Origin of the sequence: Streptomyces sp. KL116D, assembly GCF_030766975.1 — a bacterium.
In the GTDB taxonomy this organism is placed as follows: domain Bacteria; phylum Actinomycetota; class Actinomycetes; order Streptomycetales; family Streptomycetaceae; genus Streptomyces; species Streptomyces longispororuber_A.
The window spans coordinates 226,907-243,194 of the sequence record NZ_JASERH010000035.1 but is presented as its reverse complement, the minus strand read 5'-3'; the positions used below and the strand labels follow the sequence as shown (position 1 = coordinate 243,194).

Genomic DNA, 16,288 nt, shown 5'->3' with positions numbered 1-16,288 from the left:
ATGCTCCTCTCGGATCGTCGGGCGAGGGCCGGGCGGCCCGCCCCCAGGAACCGTATCGCGCCCCGTTGACTGTCGTCACCATCACGATACGCTCGATGCGCGACGACCTCGCGACCATGCGAAGGCAAGGGGGCATCCGGTCATGACCCACCCGCTCAGCCCGTCCGCCCATGTCGACACGTTCGCGCGCGACCATCTGCCGCCCGCGGAGCTGTGGCCCGGCCTGCTCCTCGACCCGTCGGGGCCCGAGGTGCTCAACTGCGGCGCCGAGCTGCTCGACACGACGATCGAGCGGTTCGGCGCGGACCGGCCCGCCTTCCACTCCCCCGGCGAACCTCCCTGGTCGTACGGGGAGTTGCGGGCGAGAGTGGACCGGATCGCGCACGTCCTGACCGACGACCTCGGCGTGGTGCCCGGCAACCGGGTGCTGCTGCGCGGCCCCACCACCCGCCATCTCGCGGCCTGCTGGCTGGCCGTGATGAAGGTGGGCGCGGTCGCCGTGACGGTGCTCGCGCAACAGCGGGCGGCCGAACTGGCGACGATGTGCGAGATCGGCCGGGTCGGGCACGCCCTGTGCGACGTGCGGTCGGTCGACGACCTGGCGAAGGCGGAGGTGCCGGGGCTGCGGATCACCACGTTCGGCGGCGACGGCCCGGACGACCTGCTGCACCGGGCCGCCGCGAAGCCGTCGTCGTACGAGGCCGTGCCGACCGCCGCCGACGACGTCGCCCTGATCGCGTTCACCTCGGGGACGACCGGGCGGCCCAAGGGGTGCATGCACTTCCACCGGGACGTGCTCGCGATCGCCGACACGTTCTCGCGGCACGTGCTGCGGCCGGTGCCGGACGACGTGTTCGCGGGGAGTCCGCCGCTGGGCTTCACGTTCGGCCTCGGCGGTCTGGTGGTCTTCCCGCTGCGGGCCGGGGCCAGCGCGCTGCTGCTCGAACAGGCGGGCCCGCGGCAGCTGCTGCCCGCGCTCGCCGGGCACCGGGTGTCGGTCCTGTTCACCGCGCCGACGGCGTACCGCGCGATGCTCGCGGACCCGGACCGGGACGCGTACGACCTGTCCGCGCTGCGCCGCTGCGTCTCCGCGGGCGAGAACCTGCCCGCCGCCACCTGGCAGGCCTGGCACGACGCGACGGGGCTGCGGATCATCAACGGGATCGGCGCGACCGAGCTGCTGCACATCTTCGTCTCGGCGGCCGACGACGCGATCCGGCCGGGGACGACAGGGGTGCCCGTGCCCGGCTGGGAGGCCCGGATCGTCGACGACGCGGGGACCGAACTCCCGGACGGGAAGCCCGGGTTGCTCGCGGTGCGCGGCCCGGTGGGCTGCCGGTACCTGGCCGACGAGCGGCAGACGGTGTACGTCCGGCACGGCTGGAACATCACGGGCGACACCTACGTCCGCGAGCCCGACGGCTACTTCCGGTACGTCGCCCGCGCCGACGACATGATCATCTCCGCCGGGTACAACATCGCGGGCCCCGAGGTCGAGGACGCGCTGCTGCGCCACCCGGACGTGACCGAGGCGGCCGTCGTGGGCCGGCCGGACGCCTCGCGCGGCCAGATCGCGGTCGCGTACGTGGTGCTGCGGGCGGGCGCGCGCCAACAGCCGGACGCGTTGCGGGAGTTCGTGAAGGCGGAGCTCGTGCCGTACAAATGCCCGCGCGAGATCGTGTTCCTGGACGCGCTGCCGCGCACGGCCACGGGAAAGCTCCAGCGGTTCCGGCTGCGCGAGCCCGGAACCGTAAAGTGATCACGTGTCCGAGCACTCCACCCACACCCCCCGCTCCCTCATCGTCACGCTGTACGGCGCGTACGGGCGCGGCTTCCCCGGCCCCGTCCCGGTCGCCGAGCTGATCCGGCTGCTCGGCGCGGCCGGGGTCGACGCGCCGTCCGTGCGCTCGGCCGTGTCCCGGCTCAAGCGGCGCGGCCTGCTCGTCCCGGCCCGCACACCGGCCGGGGCCGCCGGGTACGCGCTGTCGGACGACGCGCGCCAGCTCCTCGACGACGGCGACCGCCGCGTGTACGGGACCCGGGGCGCGCAGGACGGCTGGGTGCTCGCGGTCTTCTCGGTCCCGGAGTCCGAGCGCGCCAAGCGGCACGTCCTGCGCTCGACGCTCGCGGGTCTCGGCTTCGGCACGGCCGCCCCCGGGGTCTGGCTGGCACCCGCGGGACTGTACGAGGAGACCCGGCACACCCTGGAGCGGATCGGCTGCGCCGCCTACGTGGACCTGTTCCGCGGCGACCACCTCGGCTTCGCGGCGACGGCCGACGCGGTGGCCCGCTGGTGGGACCTGGCGTCCCTGGCCAAGCTCCACGAGGCGTTCCTCGACGAGCACGAGCCGGTGCTGCGCGGCTGGGAGGGGCGCACGGACACCCCGCCGCGCGACGCCTACCGCGACTATCTGCTCGCCCTCGACTCCTGGCGGCACCTGCCCTACGCCGACCCGGGCCTGCCCGCCGCGCTGCTGCCGCGGGACTGGCCGGGGGCGCGGTCGGCCGCGGTGTTCCAGGGCCTGCACGAGCGGCTGCGGGATGCGGGTCTCGGCTTCGTGAACGCTCCGTGACACCAGTGACGGGAGCGGCGGGAGTGAGGCCCGTCACCTGAAGGGGTGCTAAGGGAACCCTCAGCTTTCTCCGGCCCTCTTCTCAGAATGCGCGCTTAGCGTCGGGACGCATGAGCCTCAAGCGCAATCTGAACCGGGCCCTGTCCGCGGCCACGGGACTGGAGGTCCGGCGGGCCGGGAGCGCACCGCGGGTGACGCCGTCGGTCGTCCAGGGCCCGAAACCCGTGAAGCGGCCGGCCCCCGAGTACCGATGTACCGACGACCTGGCGACCGACCGGCTGCTGCGCAGGCCGGTCTTCATCATGTCCCCGGTGCGCTCGGGCTCGACGCTGCTGCGGATGCTGCTGAACGCGCACTCGCGGCTGCACGCGCCGCACGAGCTGCACATCCGACGCCTGGAGGTCGGCTACGGCAGCAAGCTGTCGGAGCGGGCCATGGACGCCCTCGACCTGAGCCGCGGCGATCTGGAACACCTGCTGTGGGACCGGGTCCTGCACCGGGAACTCGTGCGGTCCGGCAAGGACGTCGTCGTCGAGAAGACCCCCAGCAACGCCTTCGTCTACCGGCGCATCCGGGACTGCTGGCCGGACGCCCGGTTCGTCTTCCTACTGCGGCACCCCGTCTCCATCGCCCGGTCCTGGCACGAGGGCGACCCGGAGAAGCGGACCTACGAGGAGGCGTGCGCCGACGCGCTGCGCTACATGACGGCCGTGGACCACGCCCGCAAGGGGATCACCGGCGGCCACACCCTGCGCTACGAGGAACTCACCGCCGACCCCGAGGGGCGGCTGCGCGCGCTGTGCGGGTTCCTCGGCGTCGACTTCGAACCGTCGATGCTCGCGTACGGCGAGCAGGACGGGACGCAGCTCCAGAAGGGGCTCGGCGACTGGCGCGACAAGATCCGCACGGGCAGCGTGCAGGCGGGCCGCCCGCTGCCGGACGACGACGAGATACCCGAGGTCCTGCGGCCCATCAGCACGGCATGGGGGTACCTCAAGTGAAGCCGCAGGCCGAGGTCGAGCAGGTGTGGCCGCGCGACGGGCGGATCCGGGTCGTCGGGCGGCTGCACGGCGTGGACGCGGGCGCCGGGGCGCGCTGGCGGCTCCAGCTCACCCGCCGCTCGCGCACGGACCACGTGCTGCGCTACGACGCGGACCTGGACGGCGCGCGGTTCGCGTGCGGCTGGGACGTGGTCGATCTCGCCGCGTACGACGGGTTCGGCGCGGCCGACCAGTGGGACCTCCACCTCACGGACGGGGCGCGGACGCTGCGGGTCGGGCGCAAGCTCGACGACATCCGCGGCAAGAAGGCCGTCATGGTCTACCCGGAACAGCGGGTGCCGGGCGCGGACTTCGGCGTACGGCCGTACTTCACGGTCGAGGACAACCTGTCGCTGGAGTGCCGCTCGTGAACCACCCCAGGATCAGGTATCTGCTGCTGCACGCCTACGGGCGCGGCGGCACCATCCGCACCGTCTTCAACCAGGCCAACTCCCTCGCCGCCGCGGGCTGGGACGTCGAGATCGTCAGTGCCGTGCGGCGCCGCGACGACGTGCAGTTCCCGCTGGACGACCGGGTGCCGGTGACGACCGTCGTCGACCTGCGCGAGGGCGCCGCCGCCGACCGGGAGCGCGGGCTCGCCGGCTGGTGGCGGGCCCGGCGGCGGGAGCGGCTGAGCGGGGCGCCCGCGCGGGAGGTGCCGCGTGGCGAGTTCGGCCACCGGTACTTCGACCGGAGCCTCGAACTGGCCCTCGGCGCCTACCTGCGGTCGCTGACGGACGGGGTGCTCGTCACCACCCGGCCCGCCCTGAACTTCCTCGCCGCCGCGCATGCCACGCACGGTGTGGTGCGGGTGGCGCAGGAGCACATGAACCACGGGACGCACCGGCCCGACGTGCAGCGGCGCATCGTCGAGACGTACCCGCGCTTCGACGCGGTCGCCGTGCTGACCGAGCGGGACCGCGTCGAGTACGCGCGGCTGCTGCCCGGCACGCGGGTCGTGCGCATTCCCAACGCCGTGCACTCGCTCGACCAGGTGCCCGCGCACCACGACGCGAAGATCGTCGTCGCGGCCGGCCGGCTGTTCCCGCAGAAGGGCTTCGACCTGCTGATCCCGGCGTGGGCGAAGCTCGTCGGGACCCACCCCGACTGGCAGTTGCGGATCTACGGCAGCGGCGAGAAGAAGGCCCAGCTGCGCGCCCTCATCGAGGAGCACCACCTCTACAACCACGTGCTCCTGATGGGCCACACCGACCGGCTCGACGACGAGCTCGCCAAGTCCTCGGTGTACGTGCTGAGTTCACGCTTCGAGGGACTGCCGATGGTGATGATCGAGGCGATGAGCCACGCACTGCCGGTGGTCTCCTTCGACTGTCCCACGGGCCCCGCCGACGTGCTCACGCACGGCGTGGACGGGCTGCTCGTGCCGGAGCAGGACCCGGACGCGCTCGCCGACGCGCTCGGCCGCCTGATGGGCGACCGGGACCTGCGCGCGCAGATGGGCACGGCGGCCCTGCTCACGGCCGCGGCCTACGGCCCCGACGCGGTGCACCCGCGCTGGGAGGCCCTGTTCTCCTCTCTGACGACCCCCGATGGCACACGGCGCGGCACCGGCGCCCCGGAAGGACTTCACGTATGACTACGGCCAACCCGGCCCGCACCCCAGGAGCCCGCGCCCAGGGAGCCACGATCTGGCTCACCGGTCTGCCGAGCTCCGGCAAGACCACCGTGGCGCGCGCCCTCGCCGGACGCCTGCGCGCGGAGGGCCACCGCGTCGAGGTGCTCGACGGCGACGAGATCCGCCGCTTCCTGTCCGCGGGGCTCGGCTTCAGCCGCGCCGACCGGCACACGAACGTGCAGCGCATCGGTCTGGTCGCGGAGATCCTCGCGCGCAACGGCATCCTCGCCGTCGTGCCTGTCATCGCGCCGTACGCCGACAGCCGCGAGGCCGTCCGCAAGCGGCACGCGGCGAGCGGCACCCCGTACCTGGAGGTGCACGTGGCGACGCCGGTCGAGGTGTGCAGCGAGCGCGACGTGAAGGGTCTGTACGCCCGGCAGGCCGCCGGTCAGCTCAAGGGGCTCACCGGCGTCGACGACCCGTACGAGCCGCCGGCCGACCCCGATCTGCTCCTGGAGACGCAGCACCAGACTCCGGCCGAGTCGGTGGGATCGGTGCACGCGGTGCTGACGGCGAGGGGGCTGCTGTGACGACGGCCTCCGAAACCCCTTACGGACTGGGCCACTTGGACGCCCTGGAGTCCGAGGCGGTGCACATCTTCCGCGAGGTGGCGGGCGAGTTCGAGCGGCCGGTGATCCTGTTCTCCGGCGGCAAGGACTCGATCCTCATGCTGCACCTGGCGCTGAAGGCGTTCGCGCCCGCGCCGGTGCCGTTCCCGCTGCTGCACGTCGACACCGGGCACAACTTCCCCGAGGTCATCGCGTACCGGGACCGTGCGGTGGCGGCCCATGGGCTCACGCTCCATGTGGCCTCGGTACAGGAGTACATCGACCGGGGTGTGCTGCGCGAACGCCCGGACGGGACCCGCAATCCGCTGCAGACCGTGCCGCTGACGGAGGCCATCCAGCACGAGCGCTTCGACGCCGTGTTCGGCGGCGGCCGCCGCGACGAGGAGAAGGCCCGCGCCAAGGAGCGCGTCTTCTCCCTGCGCGACGAGTTCTCGCAGTGGGACCCGCGGCGCCAGCGCCCCGAACTGTGGCAGCTCTACAACGGCCGGCACGCCCCCGGCGAACACGTCCGGGTCTTTCCCCTCTCCAACTGGACCGAGCTGGACGTCTGGCAGTACATCGCCCGCGAAGGCATCGACCTTCCCGAGATCTACTTCGCCCACCGGCGCGAAGTGTTCGACCGCGGTGGCATGTGGCTGACCGCCGGCGACTGGGGCGGGCCCAAGGAGAGCGAGACGGTGGAGAAGCGGCAGGTCCGCTACCGCACCGTCGGCGACATGTCCTGCACCGGCGCCGTCGACTCCGACGCCGAGACGCTCGACCAGGTGATCGCCGAGATCGCCGCGTCCCGCCTCACCGAGCGCGGGGCCACCCGCGCCGACGACAAGCTGTCCGAGGCGGCGATGGAAGACCGCAAGCGCGAAGGGTACTTCTAGTCATGTCTGCTGCCACTGCTGCCACTGCTGCCACTGCTGCCGCTGAAGTCGGCACGCTGCGCCTGGCCACGGCCGGTTCGGTCGACGACGGCAAGTCCACGCTGGTGGGCCGCCTGCTGCACGACTCCAAGTCGGTCCTCGCCGACCAGCTGGAGTCGATCTCCCGCACCGGGACGCCCGACCTCGCGCTCCTCACGGACGGGCTGCGGGCCGAACGCGAGCAGGGCATCACCATCGACGTCGCCCACCGCTACTTCGCCACGCCCCGGCGTCGCTTCATCCTCGCCGACACCCCCGGGCACGTGCAGTACACCCGGAACATGGTCACCGGCGCGTCCACCGCAGAGCTCACGATCATCCTCGTCAACGCGCGCAACGGCGTCGTCGAGCAGACCCGCCGGCACGCGGCCATCGCGGCGCTGCTGCGGGTGCCGCATGTGGTGCTGGCCGTGAACAAGATGGATCTCGTGGGCTACGACGAGTCCGCCTTCACGGCGATCGCCGCGCAATTCGACGCTCTGGCACCCGAGTTGGGGATTCCCCGCGTCACGGCGGTGCCGGTCTCGGCGCTCGCCGGAGACAACGTCGTCGAGCCGTCGGCGCGGATGGACTGGTACGGCGGGCCGACGGTCCTGGAGCACCTGGAGACGGTCGAGGTGACGGCCGAGTCGCCGGACGCGCCCGCCCGCTTCCCCGTCCAGTACGTCATCCGGCACGACGGAACCCGCTCCTACGCGGGCCAGTTGGTGTCCGGGACGCTCCGGGTCGGCGACGCCGTCACCGTGCACCCGTCGGGGCGTACGTCGACGGTGACGGCGCTCGACGTCCTGGGCGCGGCGGTCGACGAGGTGCCCGCCGGGGCGTCGCTCACGGTGCGGCTCGCCGACGAACTCGACGTCGCGCGCGGCGACTTGATCGCTCCGGGCGAGCGGGCGCCCACGGTCACGCGGGATCTGCGGGGCGCCGTGTGCCACCTCGCCGACCGGCCGCTGGTGGTCGGGCAGCGGGTGCTGGTGCGGCACACCACGCGTACGGTGCGGGCCGTCGTGCGGTCGCTGGGCCCCGCGGAGCGGTTGACCGCGAACGATCTCGGGGAGGTCGTGCTGCGCACGGCTGAGCCGGTTGTCGTCGACGACTATGCGGCGATTCGGCGGACCGGGGCGTTCCTGCTGGTCGACCCGGTCGACGGGATGACGCTGACGGCCGGGATGGCGGCCTGTTAGGCGCGGCTGAGTGGGAGCTTCTCGCGCAGTTCCCCGCGCCCCTAAGAGCCGACTTCGCCCGCGGCTCCGGTGGGGGCTGGTCGCGCAGTTCCCCGCGCCCCTAAGAGCCGGCTACTCGCCGCGGACGGGACTGTTCGTTCGCCGAGTGCGGCTCTCGTCGTGGTTGCTCGCGCAGTTCCCCGCGCCCCTGGCGGGGCGCCCCTGAGATGGCGCACGGAGTGCGCCTCTCAGGGGCGCGGGGAACTGCGCGAGAAGCCCCACGCACCCGCAGCCCGCGACAAAAGCTCAGCCCGGCAGACGCAGTCGGCATGTAAGGGGCGCGGGGAACTGCGCGAGCAAGCACGACGCACCCGCAGCCCGCGACAAAAGCTCAGCCCGGCAGACGCAGTCGGCATGTAAGGGGCGCGGGGAACTGCGCGAGCAGCCCCCGCCGGGCCGCAGGCGGGCGCGTGGCTCAAGCCGGTAGGACCAACCTCGGCTTCGGTGCGTCCAGGCGGCCCGTCTGGGGGCGGCGGCTCCCGGCCAGATACGGATCCGGCCACACCACACCCGGCCCCGCATACCCTTGCTCCGCCGCCGCGTGCAACGTCCAGTGCGGGTCGTACAGATGCGGCCGCGCCAACGCACACAGATCCGTCCGCCCCGCCAGGACGAGCGAGTTGACGTCGTCCCACGACGAGATCGCACCGACCGAGATGACCGGAACCCCGGCCTCGTGCCGGATCCGGTCCGCGTACGGCACCTGATACGAACGCCCGTACGCGGGCCGCTCCTCCGCCACCACCTGCCCGGTCGACACGTCGATCGCATCGGCCCCGTGCGCGGCGAAGGCGCGCGCGACGACCACCGCGTCCTCCGCGGTCGTCCCGCCCTCGGCCCAGTCGGTCGCGGAGATGCGGACGGTCATGGGCCGGTCGTCCGGCCACACGCCGCGCACCGCGTCGAAGACCTCCAGCGGGAACCGCAGCCGGTTCTCCAGCGACCCCCCGTACGCGTCGGTCCGCAGGTTCGTCAGCGGCGAGAGGAAGCCGGACAGCAAGTAGCCGTGCGCGCAGTGCAGTTCGAGCAGGTCGAAGCCGGCGCGCGCCGCCCGCCACGCGGCGGACGTGAACTGCTCCTTGACCTCCTCCAGTTGAGCGGTCGTCAACTCGGCCGGCGTCTGACTGTCCGCCTTGTACGGGAGCGGGGAGGCGGCCACCAGCGGCCAGTTGGCCTCGGGGTCGGGCAGCGGTTCGTCGATGCCCTCCCACATCAGCCGGGTCGAGCCCTTGCGGCCCGAGTGGCCGAGCTGGAGACCGATCGCCGTGCCGGGCGCACGGGTGTGCACGAACTCGGTGATCCGGCGCCAGGCGGCGGCCTGTTCGGGGGTGTAGAGGCCGGCGCAGCCGGGGGTGATGCGGCCTTCTGGGCTGACGCAGACCATCTCCGTCATGACCAGCCCGGCGCCGCCCATGGCCCGCGCCCCGAGGTGCACCAGGTGGAAGTCGCCGGGCACCCCGTCCACCGCCGAGTACATGTCCATCGGCGAGACGACGACCCGGTTGCGCAGCCGCAGCCCGCCCAGCCGGAACGGCGTGAACATGGGCGGCGTGCCCTCCGGGCAGCCGAACTCCCGCTCCACCGACTCCGTGAACCGGGCGTCGCGCAGTCGCAGGTTGTCGTGCGTGACCCGGCGCGAGCGCGTCAGCAGGTTGAACGCGAACTGCCGCGGCGGCTGGTCCAGATAGCGGCCGAGCTCCTCGAACCAGGCGAGGCTGGCCCGCGCGGCGCGCTGCGTGGAGGCGACGACGGGCCGCCGCTCGGCCTCGTACGCCTTCAGCGCCGCGCCCGTCGTGGGGTTCTCGTGCAGGCAGGCGGCGAGCGCGAGCGCGTCCTCCACGGCGAGTTTGGTGCCGGAGCCGATGGAGAAGTGCGCGGTGTGCGCGGCGTCCCCGATGAGCACGCAATTGCCGTGCGACCAGCGGTCGTTGACGACGGTGCGGAAGGTGAGCCAGGAGGAGTTGTTGGACTTCAGGGCACGGCCGCCGAGCGCCTCCGTGAAGACCTTGGCGCTGCGCTCGACCGACTCGCGCACGTCCATGTCGGCGAAGCCCGCCGCCTGCCACACCTCCTCGCGCATCTCGACGATGACGGTCGACTCGTGGTCGCTGAAGGGGTAGCCGTGCAGCTGCATCACGCCGTGCTCGGTCTCGGCGATCTCGAAGCGGAACGCGTCGAAGGCGAAGTCGGCGGCGAGCCAGATGTAGCGGTTGCGGTGCTCCTCGACGCGCGGGCGGAACGCGTCGGCGTACGCCTCGCGGGTGCGGCTGCGCACGCCGTCGGCGGCGATCACCAGGTCGTACGCCGCGCAGAGCTCGACGGCCGGGGGCGCCTCGGTGCGGAACCGGAGCTCGACGCCGAGCTGGCGGCAGCGGCCCTGCAGTATCTCCAGGAGGCGGCGCCGGCCGAGGGCGGCGAAGCCGTGGCCGCCCGAGGTGTGCCGGGTGCCTCGGTGCACGATGTCGATGTCGTCCCAGCGCACGAACTCGTCCTGCAGCGCCGCGTACACGACCGGGTCCGCGTGCTCGATGCCGCCGAGCGTCTCGTCGGAGAGGACGACGCCGAAGCCGAAGGTGTCGTGCGGGGCGTTCCGCTCCCACACGGTGATCTCGCGCTCCGGGTCGAGGCGTTTGAGCAGGGCGGCCGCGTACAGGCCGCCGGGGCCACCGCCGACGACGGCGATCCGCTGGGGGCGCACCGCGGTCACCTCCCCTGCCACTTGGGCGGGCGCTTCTCGGTGAAGGCCGCGTGGAACTCGGCGTAGTCCTCGCCGTTCATGAGCAGCGCCTGGGTGGCCGCGTCCATCTCGACGGCCGCGGCGAGGGGCATGTCGAGCTCGGCGGTGAGCAGTGCCTTCGTCTGCGCGTACGCGAGGGCGGGGCCTTCGGCGAGGCGGCGGGCGAGGGCGAGCGCGGCCGGGTCGGCGGCGCCCTCGTCCGTCAACTCGCTGATCAGGCCGATCCGTTCGGCCTCCGGAGCGCGGACGGGGTCGCCGAGCATCAGCAGCCGGGTGGCGTGGCCGAGGCCGACGACGCGCGGCAGCAGATAGGCGGCGCCCATGTCGCCGCCGGACAGGCCGACCTTCGTGAACAGGAACGCGAAGCGGGCGCTGGGATCGGCGACCCGGAAGTCGGCGGCGAGCGCGAGGACCGCGCCGGCGCCCGCGGCGACCCCGTGCACCGCCGCGATCACCGGGAACGGGGCCTCGCGCACCGCCCGTACGACCTGCCCGGTCATCCGGTTGAAGTCGAGCAGCTGGGCCGTGTCCATGCCGAGGGTGGCGCCGATGATCTCGTCGACGTCACCGCCGGAGCAGAAGCCGCGCCCCTCCCCGGTCAGGACGAGGGCGCGGACGGACTTCTCCCGGGACAGCTCGGCGAGCAGGTCGCGCAGATCGGCGTACGCGCCGAAGGTGAGGGCGTTGAGCTTCTCGGGCCTGGCGAGCGTGACGGTCGCGACGCCGTGCGCGTCCACGGCGTACGCGAGGTGGTGCCAGGTGTCGGTGCGGGGGACGGAGCCGGTGAAGGGACTCATGCGCGTGCGGCCTCCTACGGACGGGGCGTGCTCCTACGGACAGGCGGTTCCCGGCGGCTACTCCCCGAAGTTATCACCGCTTTGTGACTGCCGTCAGCAGGGCGCGATAAACCGTTCGACAGTATGTGACGAAACACTGACGGAAGCGACATAAGCGCCAGGTCTGGTCATAGAGCCCAATGTCCCGAGGAACACCACCGGGAGCCTCTATCGGCACACGCCGTACCATTCATAAGGTTGAAAGCAGGACAGTCACCCCCAGTCACCCCCACGACGTCCCGCCCGCACCGTCCCCGAGCCCTCTGCCTGCCGTCCCCGAGCCACCCCGCAGCCGCCCCCCTCAGGACCCCGCCTTGACTCCACCTCCCGGGCCCGCCACGCCCACCTCGTGGCGCATAGCCCTGCCGCACACGGTCGCCGCCGTGCCGGTGGCGCGTGCCCTCGTCCGTACCGCCCTGAACGACATCGAGTCGCCGGCGGCCGACACGGACACCGCCGAGCTGCTCACGGCGGAGCTGGTGGCGAACGCGGTGGAGCACACGACGGGCGACGCCCCGATCGAGCTGGTGGTGGAGCTGATGGAGACCGGCTGCCAGGTCGAGGTGCACGACACGGACCCGGCGCCGCCCGCGGACCTCACGAATCCGGACGACGCCGAGGAGCCCGACCCCTGGCAGGAGCACGGCCGTGGCCTGCTGCTGATCCGCACGCTCTCCGCGTCCTGCGGGCACCGCCCCACCGAGTCCGGCAAGGCGGTCTGGTTCACCCTTCCCGCGGTGCCGGCCCAGCGTCCGCCGTCGGAGGCGTGAGCACCCCGAGCCGCGAGTTCCGGCGGCCGTAGAAGGCGTAGACGAGCGCGCCCACGACGAGGAACACGGCGAACTGCAGCCACGTCGTCCAGCCCGTCCCCCAGATCAGGTAGAGGCACATCGCGATCCCGAGGACCGGGCTGAGCGGATACAGGGGCACCCGGAAGGACCGCTTCAGGCCCGGGTGGGAGCGGCGCAGGGCGACGACCGCGACGTTGACGGCGACCATGGTGGCGAGCGTGCCGATCGTCGTCAGGTTCACGACGGCGTCGAGCGAGGAGAAGGCCGCGGGGACCGCGAAGACGACCGCGACGATCCAGGTGTTGGTGACGGGCGTCGACGTCTTCGGGGAGACGCGCTCGAAGACCCGCGGGATCAGCCCGTCGCGGGACATCGACATCAGGATCCGGGTCTGCCCGTACATCACCGTGAGCACCACCGACGCGATGGCGACGACGGCGCCGAACGCGATGATGCCGCCGCCGACCGTCGAGTCGGTGACCTGGTCGACGACGAGCGAGAGCGCGGCGGGCTTGTCGCCGACGGCGTCCGCGCCGAGCGCGCCGATGGCCGCGACGGCGACGGCGCAGTACAGCACGGTGACGATGCCGATGCAGACCATGATCGCGATCGGGATGTTCCGCCGCGGGTTCTTGACCTCCTCGCCCGCCGTGGTGATGGCGTCGAAGCCGATGTACGAGAAGAACGCGAGCGAGGCACCGGACGTGACGCCGCCGATGCCGTCCCGGAGGAACGGCGTCAGGTTGTCGTGCTGGAAGGCGGTGAAGGCGATGGCGCAGAACGCGATCAGGATGCCGATCTTGAGGACCGCCATGGCGGCGGTGGCCCGCGCGCTCTCCCGGATGCCGCGCACCAGCAGTGCGGCCGCCATCAGCATGACGATCACGGCGGGCAGGTTGACGACGCCGCCGTCGGCGGGTCCCGCGGACAGCGCGGCCGGGATCTGGTGGCCGAAGAGGCTGTCGAGGAGCTCGTTCAGGTACTGGCTCCAGCCGACGGCCACGGCCGACACCGAGACGCCGTACTCCAGGAGCAGGCACCAGCCCACGAGGAACGCGATGCGCTCGCCGAGGGTCGCGTAGGCGAACGAGTACGAGGATCCGGAGACCGGGATCGCGCCGCCCAGCTCGGCGAACGAGAACGCGGTGAAGATGCAGGTGACCGCGGCCAGGACGAACGAGACGATGACGGCGGGACCGGCCTCGGCGACCGTGTCGGACAGGCCGACGAAGATGCCGGTGCCGACGATCGCGCCGACGCCGAAGCACACGAGCTGGAAGAGCCCCATGGTGCGCTTGAGGCCGTGCCCCTCCAGGTCGGCGCCGGACTCGGCGATCAGGGACTCGGGGGACTTGATGCGCAGCCCCGTGGGGGTGGGCGACATGGGGCGGTGCTCTTTTCTGATGGTGCGGGGGCGGCGGGGTGTGCCGCATGCCGGTGGGGCCGGAGAAGGTGTTCCGGCCCCACCAGTTTGAACCTTTATGCGCTGTCAGTGGTGTTTGTCACAGTTGGCCGAGCGTGGCGACCATGATCGCCTTGATGGTGTGCATCCGGTTCTCGGCCTCGTCGAAGACGACGGAGTGCGCCGACTCGAAGACCTCGTCCGTGACCTCCAGGGACTCCAGACCGTACTTCGCGTGGATCTCGCGGCCGACCTTGGCGCCCAGGTCGTGGAAGGCGGGCAGGCAGTGCAGGAACTTCACGTCCGCGTTGCCCGTGGCGCGCAGCACGTCCATCGTCACCGCGTACGGCGTGAGGGACGCGATGCGCTCGTCCCACACCTCCTCGGGCTCGCCCATGGAGACCCAGACGTCGGTGACGACGAAGTCGGCGCCCGCGACGCCCTCGTCGACGGCCTCGGTGAGCGTGATCCGCGCGCCGCTCGCCGCCGCCAGCTCGCGGGCCCTGGCGACGACGTCGTCGGCCGGCCAGTAGGACTTCGGCGCCACGATCCGCACGTCCATGCCGAGCAGGGCACCGGTGACCAGGTACGAGTTGCCCATGTTGAAGCGGGCGTCGCCCAGGTAGGCGAAGGCCATCTCGGTCAGCGGCTTGTCGCTGTGCTCGGTCATCGTGAGCACGTCGGCGAGCATCTGGGTGGGGTGCCAGTCGTCGGTCAGGCCGTTGTAGACCGGCACGCCCGCGAACTCGGCGAGGGTCTCCACCGTCTCCTGCGCGTCGCCCCGGAACTCGATCGCGTCGAACATCCGGCCGAGCACCCGGGCCGTGTCCTTGCTGGACTCCTTCTTGCCGATGTGCGAGCCGGCCGGGTCGATGTACGTCGTCGAGGCGCCCTGGTCCGCGGCGGCGACCTCGAAGGAGCAGCGGGTGCGGGTCGACGACTTCTCGAAGATCAGCGCGACGTTCTTCCCCTTGAGGTGCTGCACCTCGGCCCCGGCCTTCTTGGCGGCCTTCAGCTCGGCGGCCAGCTCGACCAGACCGCGGAACTCCTCGGCGGTGAAGTCCACCTCCTTGAGGAAGTGGCGGCCAAAGAGGTCGGGACGCTGGGCTGTCGCCATGGGGCGCTCCTGGGGTGGGACGGGGACGGGACGGAGGACGTGGACGATGAGATCCGGACGCGACCTCGCACGAGATCACGATGGAAGTCTATACGACCATCCACATTTCTATTCAGTGCGGTCCGCCCCGCTACCCGCCCACCGGGTCCCGCTGCACCGGACAGCTCATGCAGCGCGGGCCGCCCCGGCCCCGCCCGAGCTCGCTGCCGGGGATCTCGATGACCTCGATCCCCTGCTTGCGCAGATACGTGTTCGTCGTGGCGTTCCGCTCGTAGGCGACCACGACGCCGGGCTCGACCGCCAGCACGTTGCACCCGTCGTCCCACTGCTCGCGCTCGGCGGCGTGCACGTCCTGCGTCGCCGTCAGGACGCGGATCTCGCTCAGGCCGAGCGCCGCCGCGACGGCCCGGTGCATGTGCTCGGGCGGGTGGTCGGTGACCTTCAACTCCCGGGCGGAGGTGCCCGGTTCGATGGTGTACGAGCGCAGCATGCCGAGGCCCGCGTACTGCGTGAACGTGTCGCCGTCGACCATCGTCATCACGGTGTCCAGATGCATGAAGGCCCGCCGCTTCGGCATGTCGAGCGCGACGATGGTGCGCGCCGAACCGGCCGCGAACAGCTTGTGCGCGAGCATCTCGACGGCCTGCGGCGTGGTGCGTTCGCTCATCCCGATGAGGACGGCGCCCTGCCCGATGACGAGGACGTCACCGCCCTCGATGGTGGACGGGTAGTCGGCCTGGCCCTGGGACCACACGTGGAACGGCTCGTCCCGGAACAGCGGATGGTGCCGGTAGATCGCCTCGAAGTGGACGGTCTCGCGCTGCCGGGCCGGCCAGCGCATGGCGTTCACGGAGACCCCGTCGTAGATCCAGGCGGAGGTGTCCCGGGTGAAGAGGTGGTTGGGCAGCGGCGCGAGCAGGAAGTCGTCCAGGTCCATGGCGTGGAAGCGGACGGACGTCGGCTCGGGGTGCGCCGCGAGGAACTCCCGCTTGGTCATGCCGCCGATGAGCGCCTCGGCGAGCTCCTGGGAGGGCAGCGTCTCGAAGGCGGCCCGCAGGTGGTCGGTGGCGAGCGGGCCGTACTCCTTCTCGTCGAAGACGCGGTCCAGGACCCGGGTGCGGGCGGCGTCCACGTCGAGGGCCTCGGTGAGCAGGTCGCCGAAGAGGTGCACGGTGACGCCGCGGTCGCGCAGGACGTCGGCGAAGCCGTCGTGCTCCTGGCGGGCGCGGCGCACCCACAGCACGTCGTCGAAGAGCAGCTGGTCCTTGTTGCTGGGCGTGAGGCGCTTCAGCTCCAGATCGGGCCGGTGCAGGATGACGCGGCGCAGGCGGCCGGCTTCGGAGTCGACTTGGAATCCCATGCAGCCATCCTTCCCGGGGTTGACCGGTTTGCGCGATCGCACCGTTGCGGGTTGGACTTTCGTGGGCGGGTGCGGGTCCGTGGGGCTTCT

Annotated in this window: 14 protein-coding genes; 9 read left to right on the top strand and 5 right to left on the bottom strand. The window is 72.0% G+C overall.

Annotated features, from left to right (window positions below; all coding sequences use genetic code 11):
- Nucleotides 1-142 precede the first annotated feature (142 nt).
- The 8 genes from RBJ77_RS14280 to RBJ77_RS14245 all read left to right on the top strand — a co-directional run bounded on the left by RBJ77_RS14280 (nt 143) and on the right by RBJ77_RS14245 (nt 7,916).
- Entirely contained in the window at nt 143-1,759 is a 1,617-nt protein-coding gene (locus tag RBJ77_RS14280; protein WP_372345352.1) for an AMP-binding protein, read from the top strand.
- A 4-nt stretch (nt 1,760-1,763) separates the two neighbouring features.
- Nucleotides 1,764-2,573 carry a PaaX family transcriptional regulator C-terminal domain-containing protein gene (locus tag RBJ77_RS14275; RefSeq protein ID WP_372345351.1) on the top strand — a complete coding sequence of 270 codons (810 nt, stop codon included), beginning with the start codon at nt 1,764-1,766 and terminating at the stop codon, nt 2,571-2,573.
- Between the two features lie 110 nt (nt 2,574-2,683).
- Nucleotides 2,684-3,574, top strand: a complete 891-nt coding sequence (locus RBJ77_RS14270) for a sulfotransferase (RefSeq protein ID WP_372345350.1) — start codon at nt 2,684-2,686, stop codon at nt 3,572-3,574.
- Nucleotides 3,556-3,984, top strand: a complete 429-nt coding sequence (locus tag RBJ77_RS14265; RefSeq protein ID WP_372345349.1) for a hypothetical protein — start codon at nt 3,556-3,558, stop codon at nt 3,982-3,984. The genes RBJ77_RS14270 and RBJ77_RS14265 overlap by 19 nt, the downstream gene beginning before the upstream one ends.
- Nucleotides 3,981-5,210 (top strand): glycosyltransferase family 4 protein, encoded by a 1,230-nt coding sequence (locus RBJ77_RS14260; RefSeq protein ID WP_372345348.1) that lies wholly within the window; start codon nt 3,981-3,983, stop codon nt 5,208-5,210. Before RBJ77_RS14265 ends, RBJ77_RS14260 begins: the two co-directional genes overlap by 4 nt.
- On the top strand, nt 5,207-5,779 hold the full coding sequence (gene cysC / locus RBJ77_RS14255) for an adenylyl-sulfate kinase (protein ID WP_372345347.1): 573 nt from the start codon (nt 5,207-5,209) through the stop codon (nt 5,777-5,779). Before RBJ77_RS14260 ends, cysC begins: the two co-directional genes overlap by 4 nt.
- Nucleotides 5,776-6,693: a sulfate adenylyltransferase subunit CysD gene (gene cysD, locus RBJ77_RS14250; RefSeq protein WP_372345346.1), complete on the top strand. Its 918-nt coding sequence runs from the start codon at nt 5,776-5,778 to the stop codon at nt 6,691-6,693. Before cysC ends, cysD begins: the two co-directional genes overlap by 4 nt.
- 2 nt (nt 6,694-6,695) lie before the next feature.
- The gene (locus RBJ77_RS14245) at nt 6,696-7,916 is read left to right on the top strand and encodes a sulfate adenylyltransferase subunit 1 (RefSeq protein WP_372345345.1); all 1,221 of its coding nucleotides are present in this window, start codon (nt 6,696-6,698) and stop codon (nt 7,914-7,916) included.
- Nucleotides 7,917-8,370: 454 nt separating this feature from the next.
- Here RBJ77_RS14245 and RBJ77_RS14240 read toward each other — a convergent pair whose 3' ends face one another.
- A complete protein-coding gene (locus tag RBJ77_RS14240; protein WP_372345344.1) occupies nt 8,371-10,674 on the bottom strand; it encodes a bifunctional salicylyl-CoA 5-hydroxylase/oxidoreductase in 2,304 nt (767 codons plus the stop codon).
- A complete protein-coding gene (locus RBJ77_RS14235; RefSeq protein WP_372345343.1) occupies nt 10,659-11,489 on the bottom strand; it encodes an enoyl-CoA hydratase family protein in 831 nt (276 codons plus the stop codon). Before RBJ77_RS14235 ends, RBJ77_RS14240 begins: the two co-directional genes overlap by 16 nt.
- A 353-nt stretch (nt 11,490-11,842) precedes the next feature.
- Between RBJ77_RS14235 and RBJ77_RS14230 the strand changes: the two genes are divergently transcribed.
- Nucleotides 11,843-12,298 carry an ATP-binding protein gene (locus RBJ77_RS14230; RefSeq protein WP_372345342.1) on the top strand — a complete coding sequence of 152 codons (456 nt, stop codon included), beginning with the start codon at nt 11,843-11,845 and terminating at the stop codon, nt 12,296-12,298.
- Here the strand turns inward: RBJ77_RS14230 and RBJ77_RS14225 are convergent.
- From RBJ77_RS14225 to RBJ77_RS14215, 3 genes are all read right to left on the bottom strand, one after another.
- The gene (locus tag RBJ77_RS14225) at nt 12,252-13,703 is read right to left on the bottom strand and encodes an amino acid permease (RefSeq protein WP_372345341.1); all 1,452 of its coding nucleotides are present in this window, start codon (nt 13,701-13,703) and stop codon (nt 12,252-12,254) included. The two genes, RBJ77_RS14230 and RBJ77_RS14225, sit on opposite strands and share 47 nt — an antisense overlap.
- A 118-nt stretch (nt 13,704-13,821) precedes the next feature.
- Nucleotides 13,822-14,838, bottom strand: a complete 1,017-nt coding sequence (gene argF / locus RBJ77_RS14220; RefSeq protein WP_372345340.1) for an ornithine carbamoyltransferase — start codon at nt 14,836-14,838, stop codon at nt 13,822-13,824.
- A 130-nt stretch (nt 14,839-14,968) separates the two neighbouring features.
- Nucleotides 14,969-16,198, bottom strand: a complete 1,230-nt coding sequence (locus RBJ77_RS14215) for an arginine deiminase (RefSeq protein ID WP_255980119.1) — start codon at nt 16,196-16,198, stop codon at nt 14,969-14,971.
- Nucleotides 16,199-16,288 lie beyond the last annotated feature (90 nt).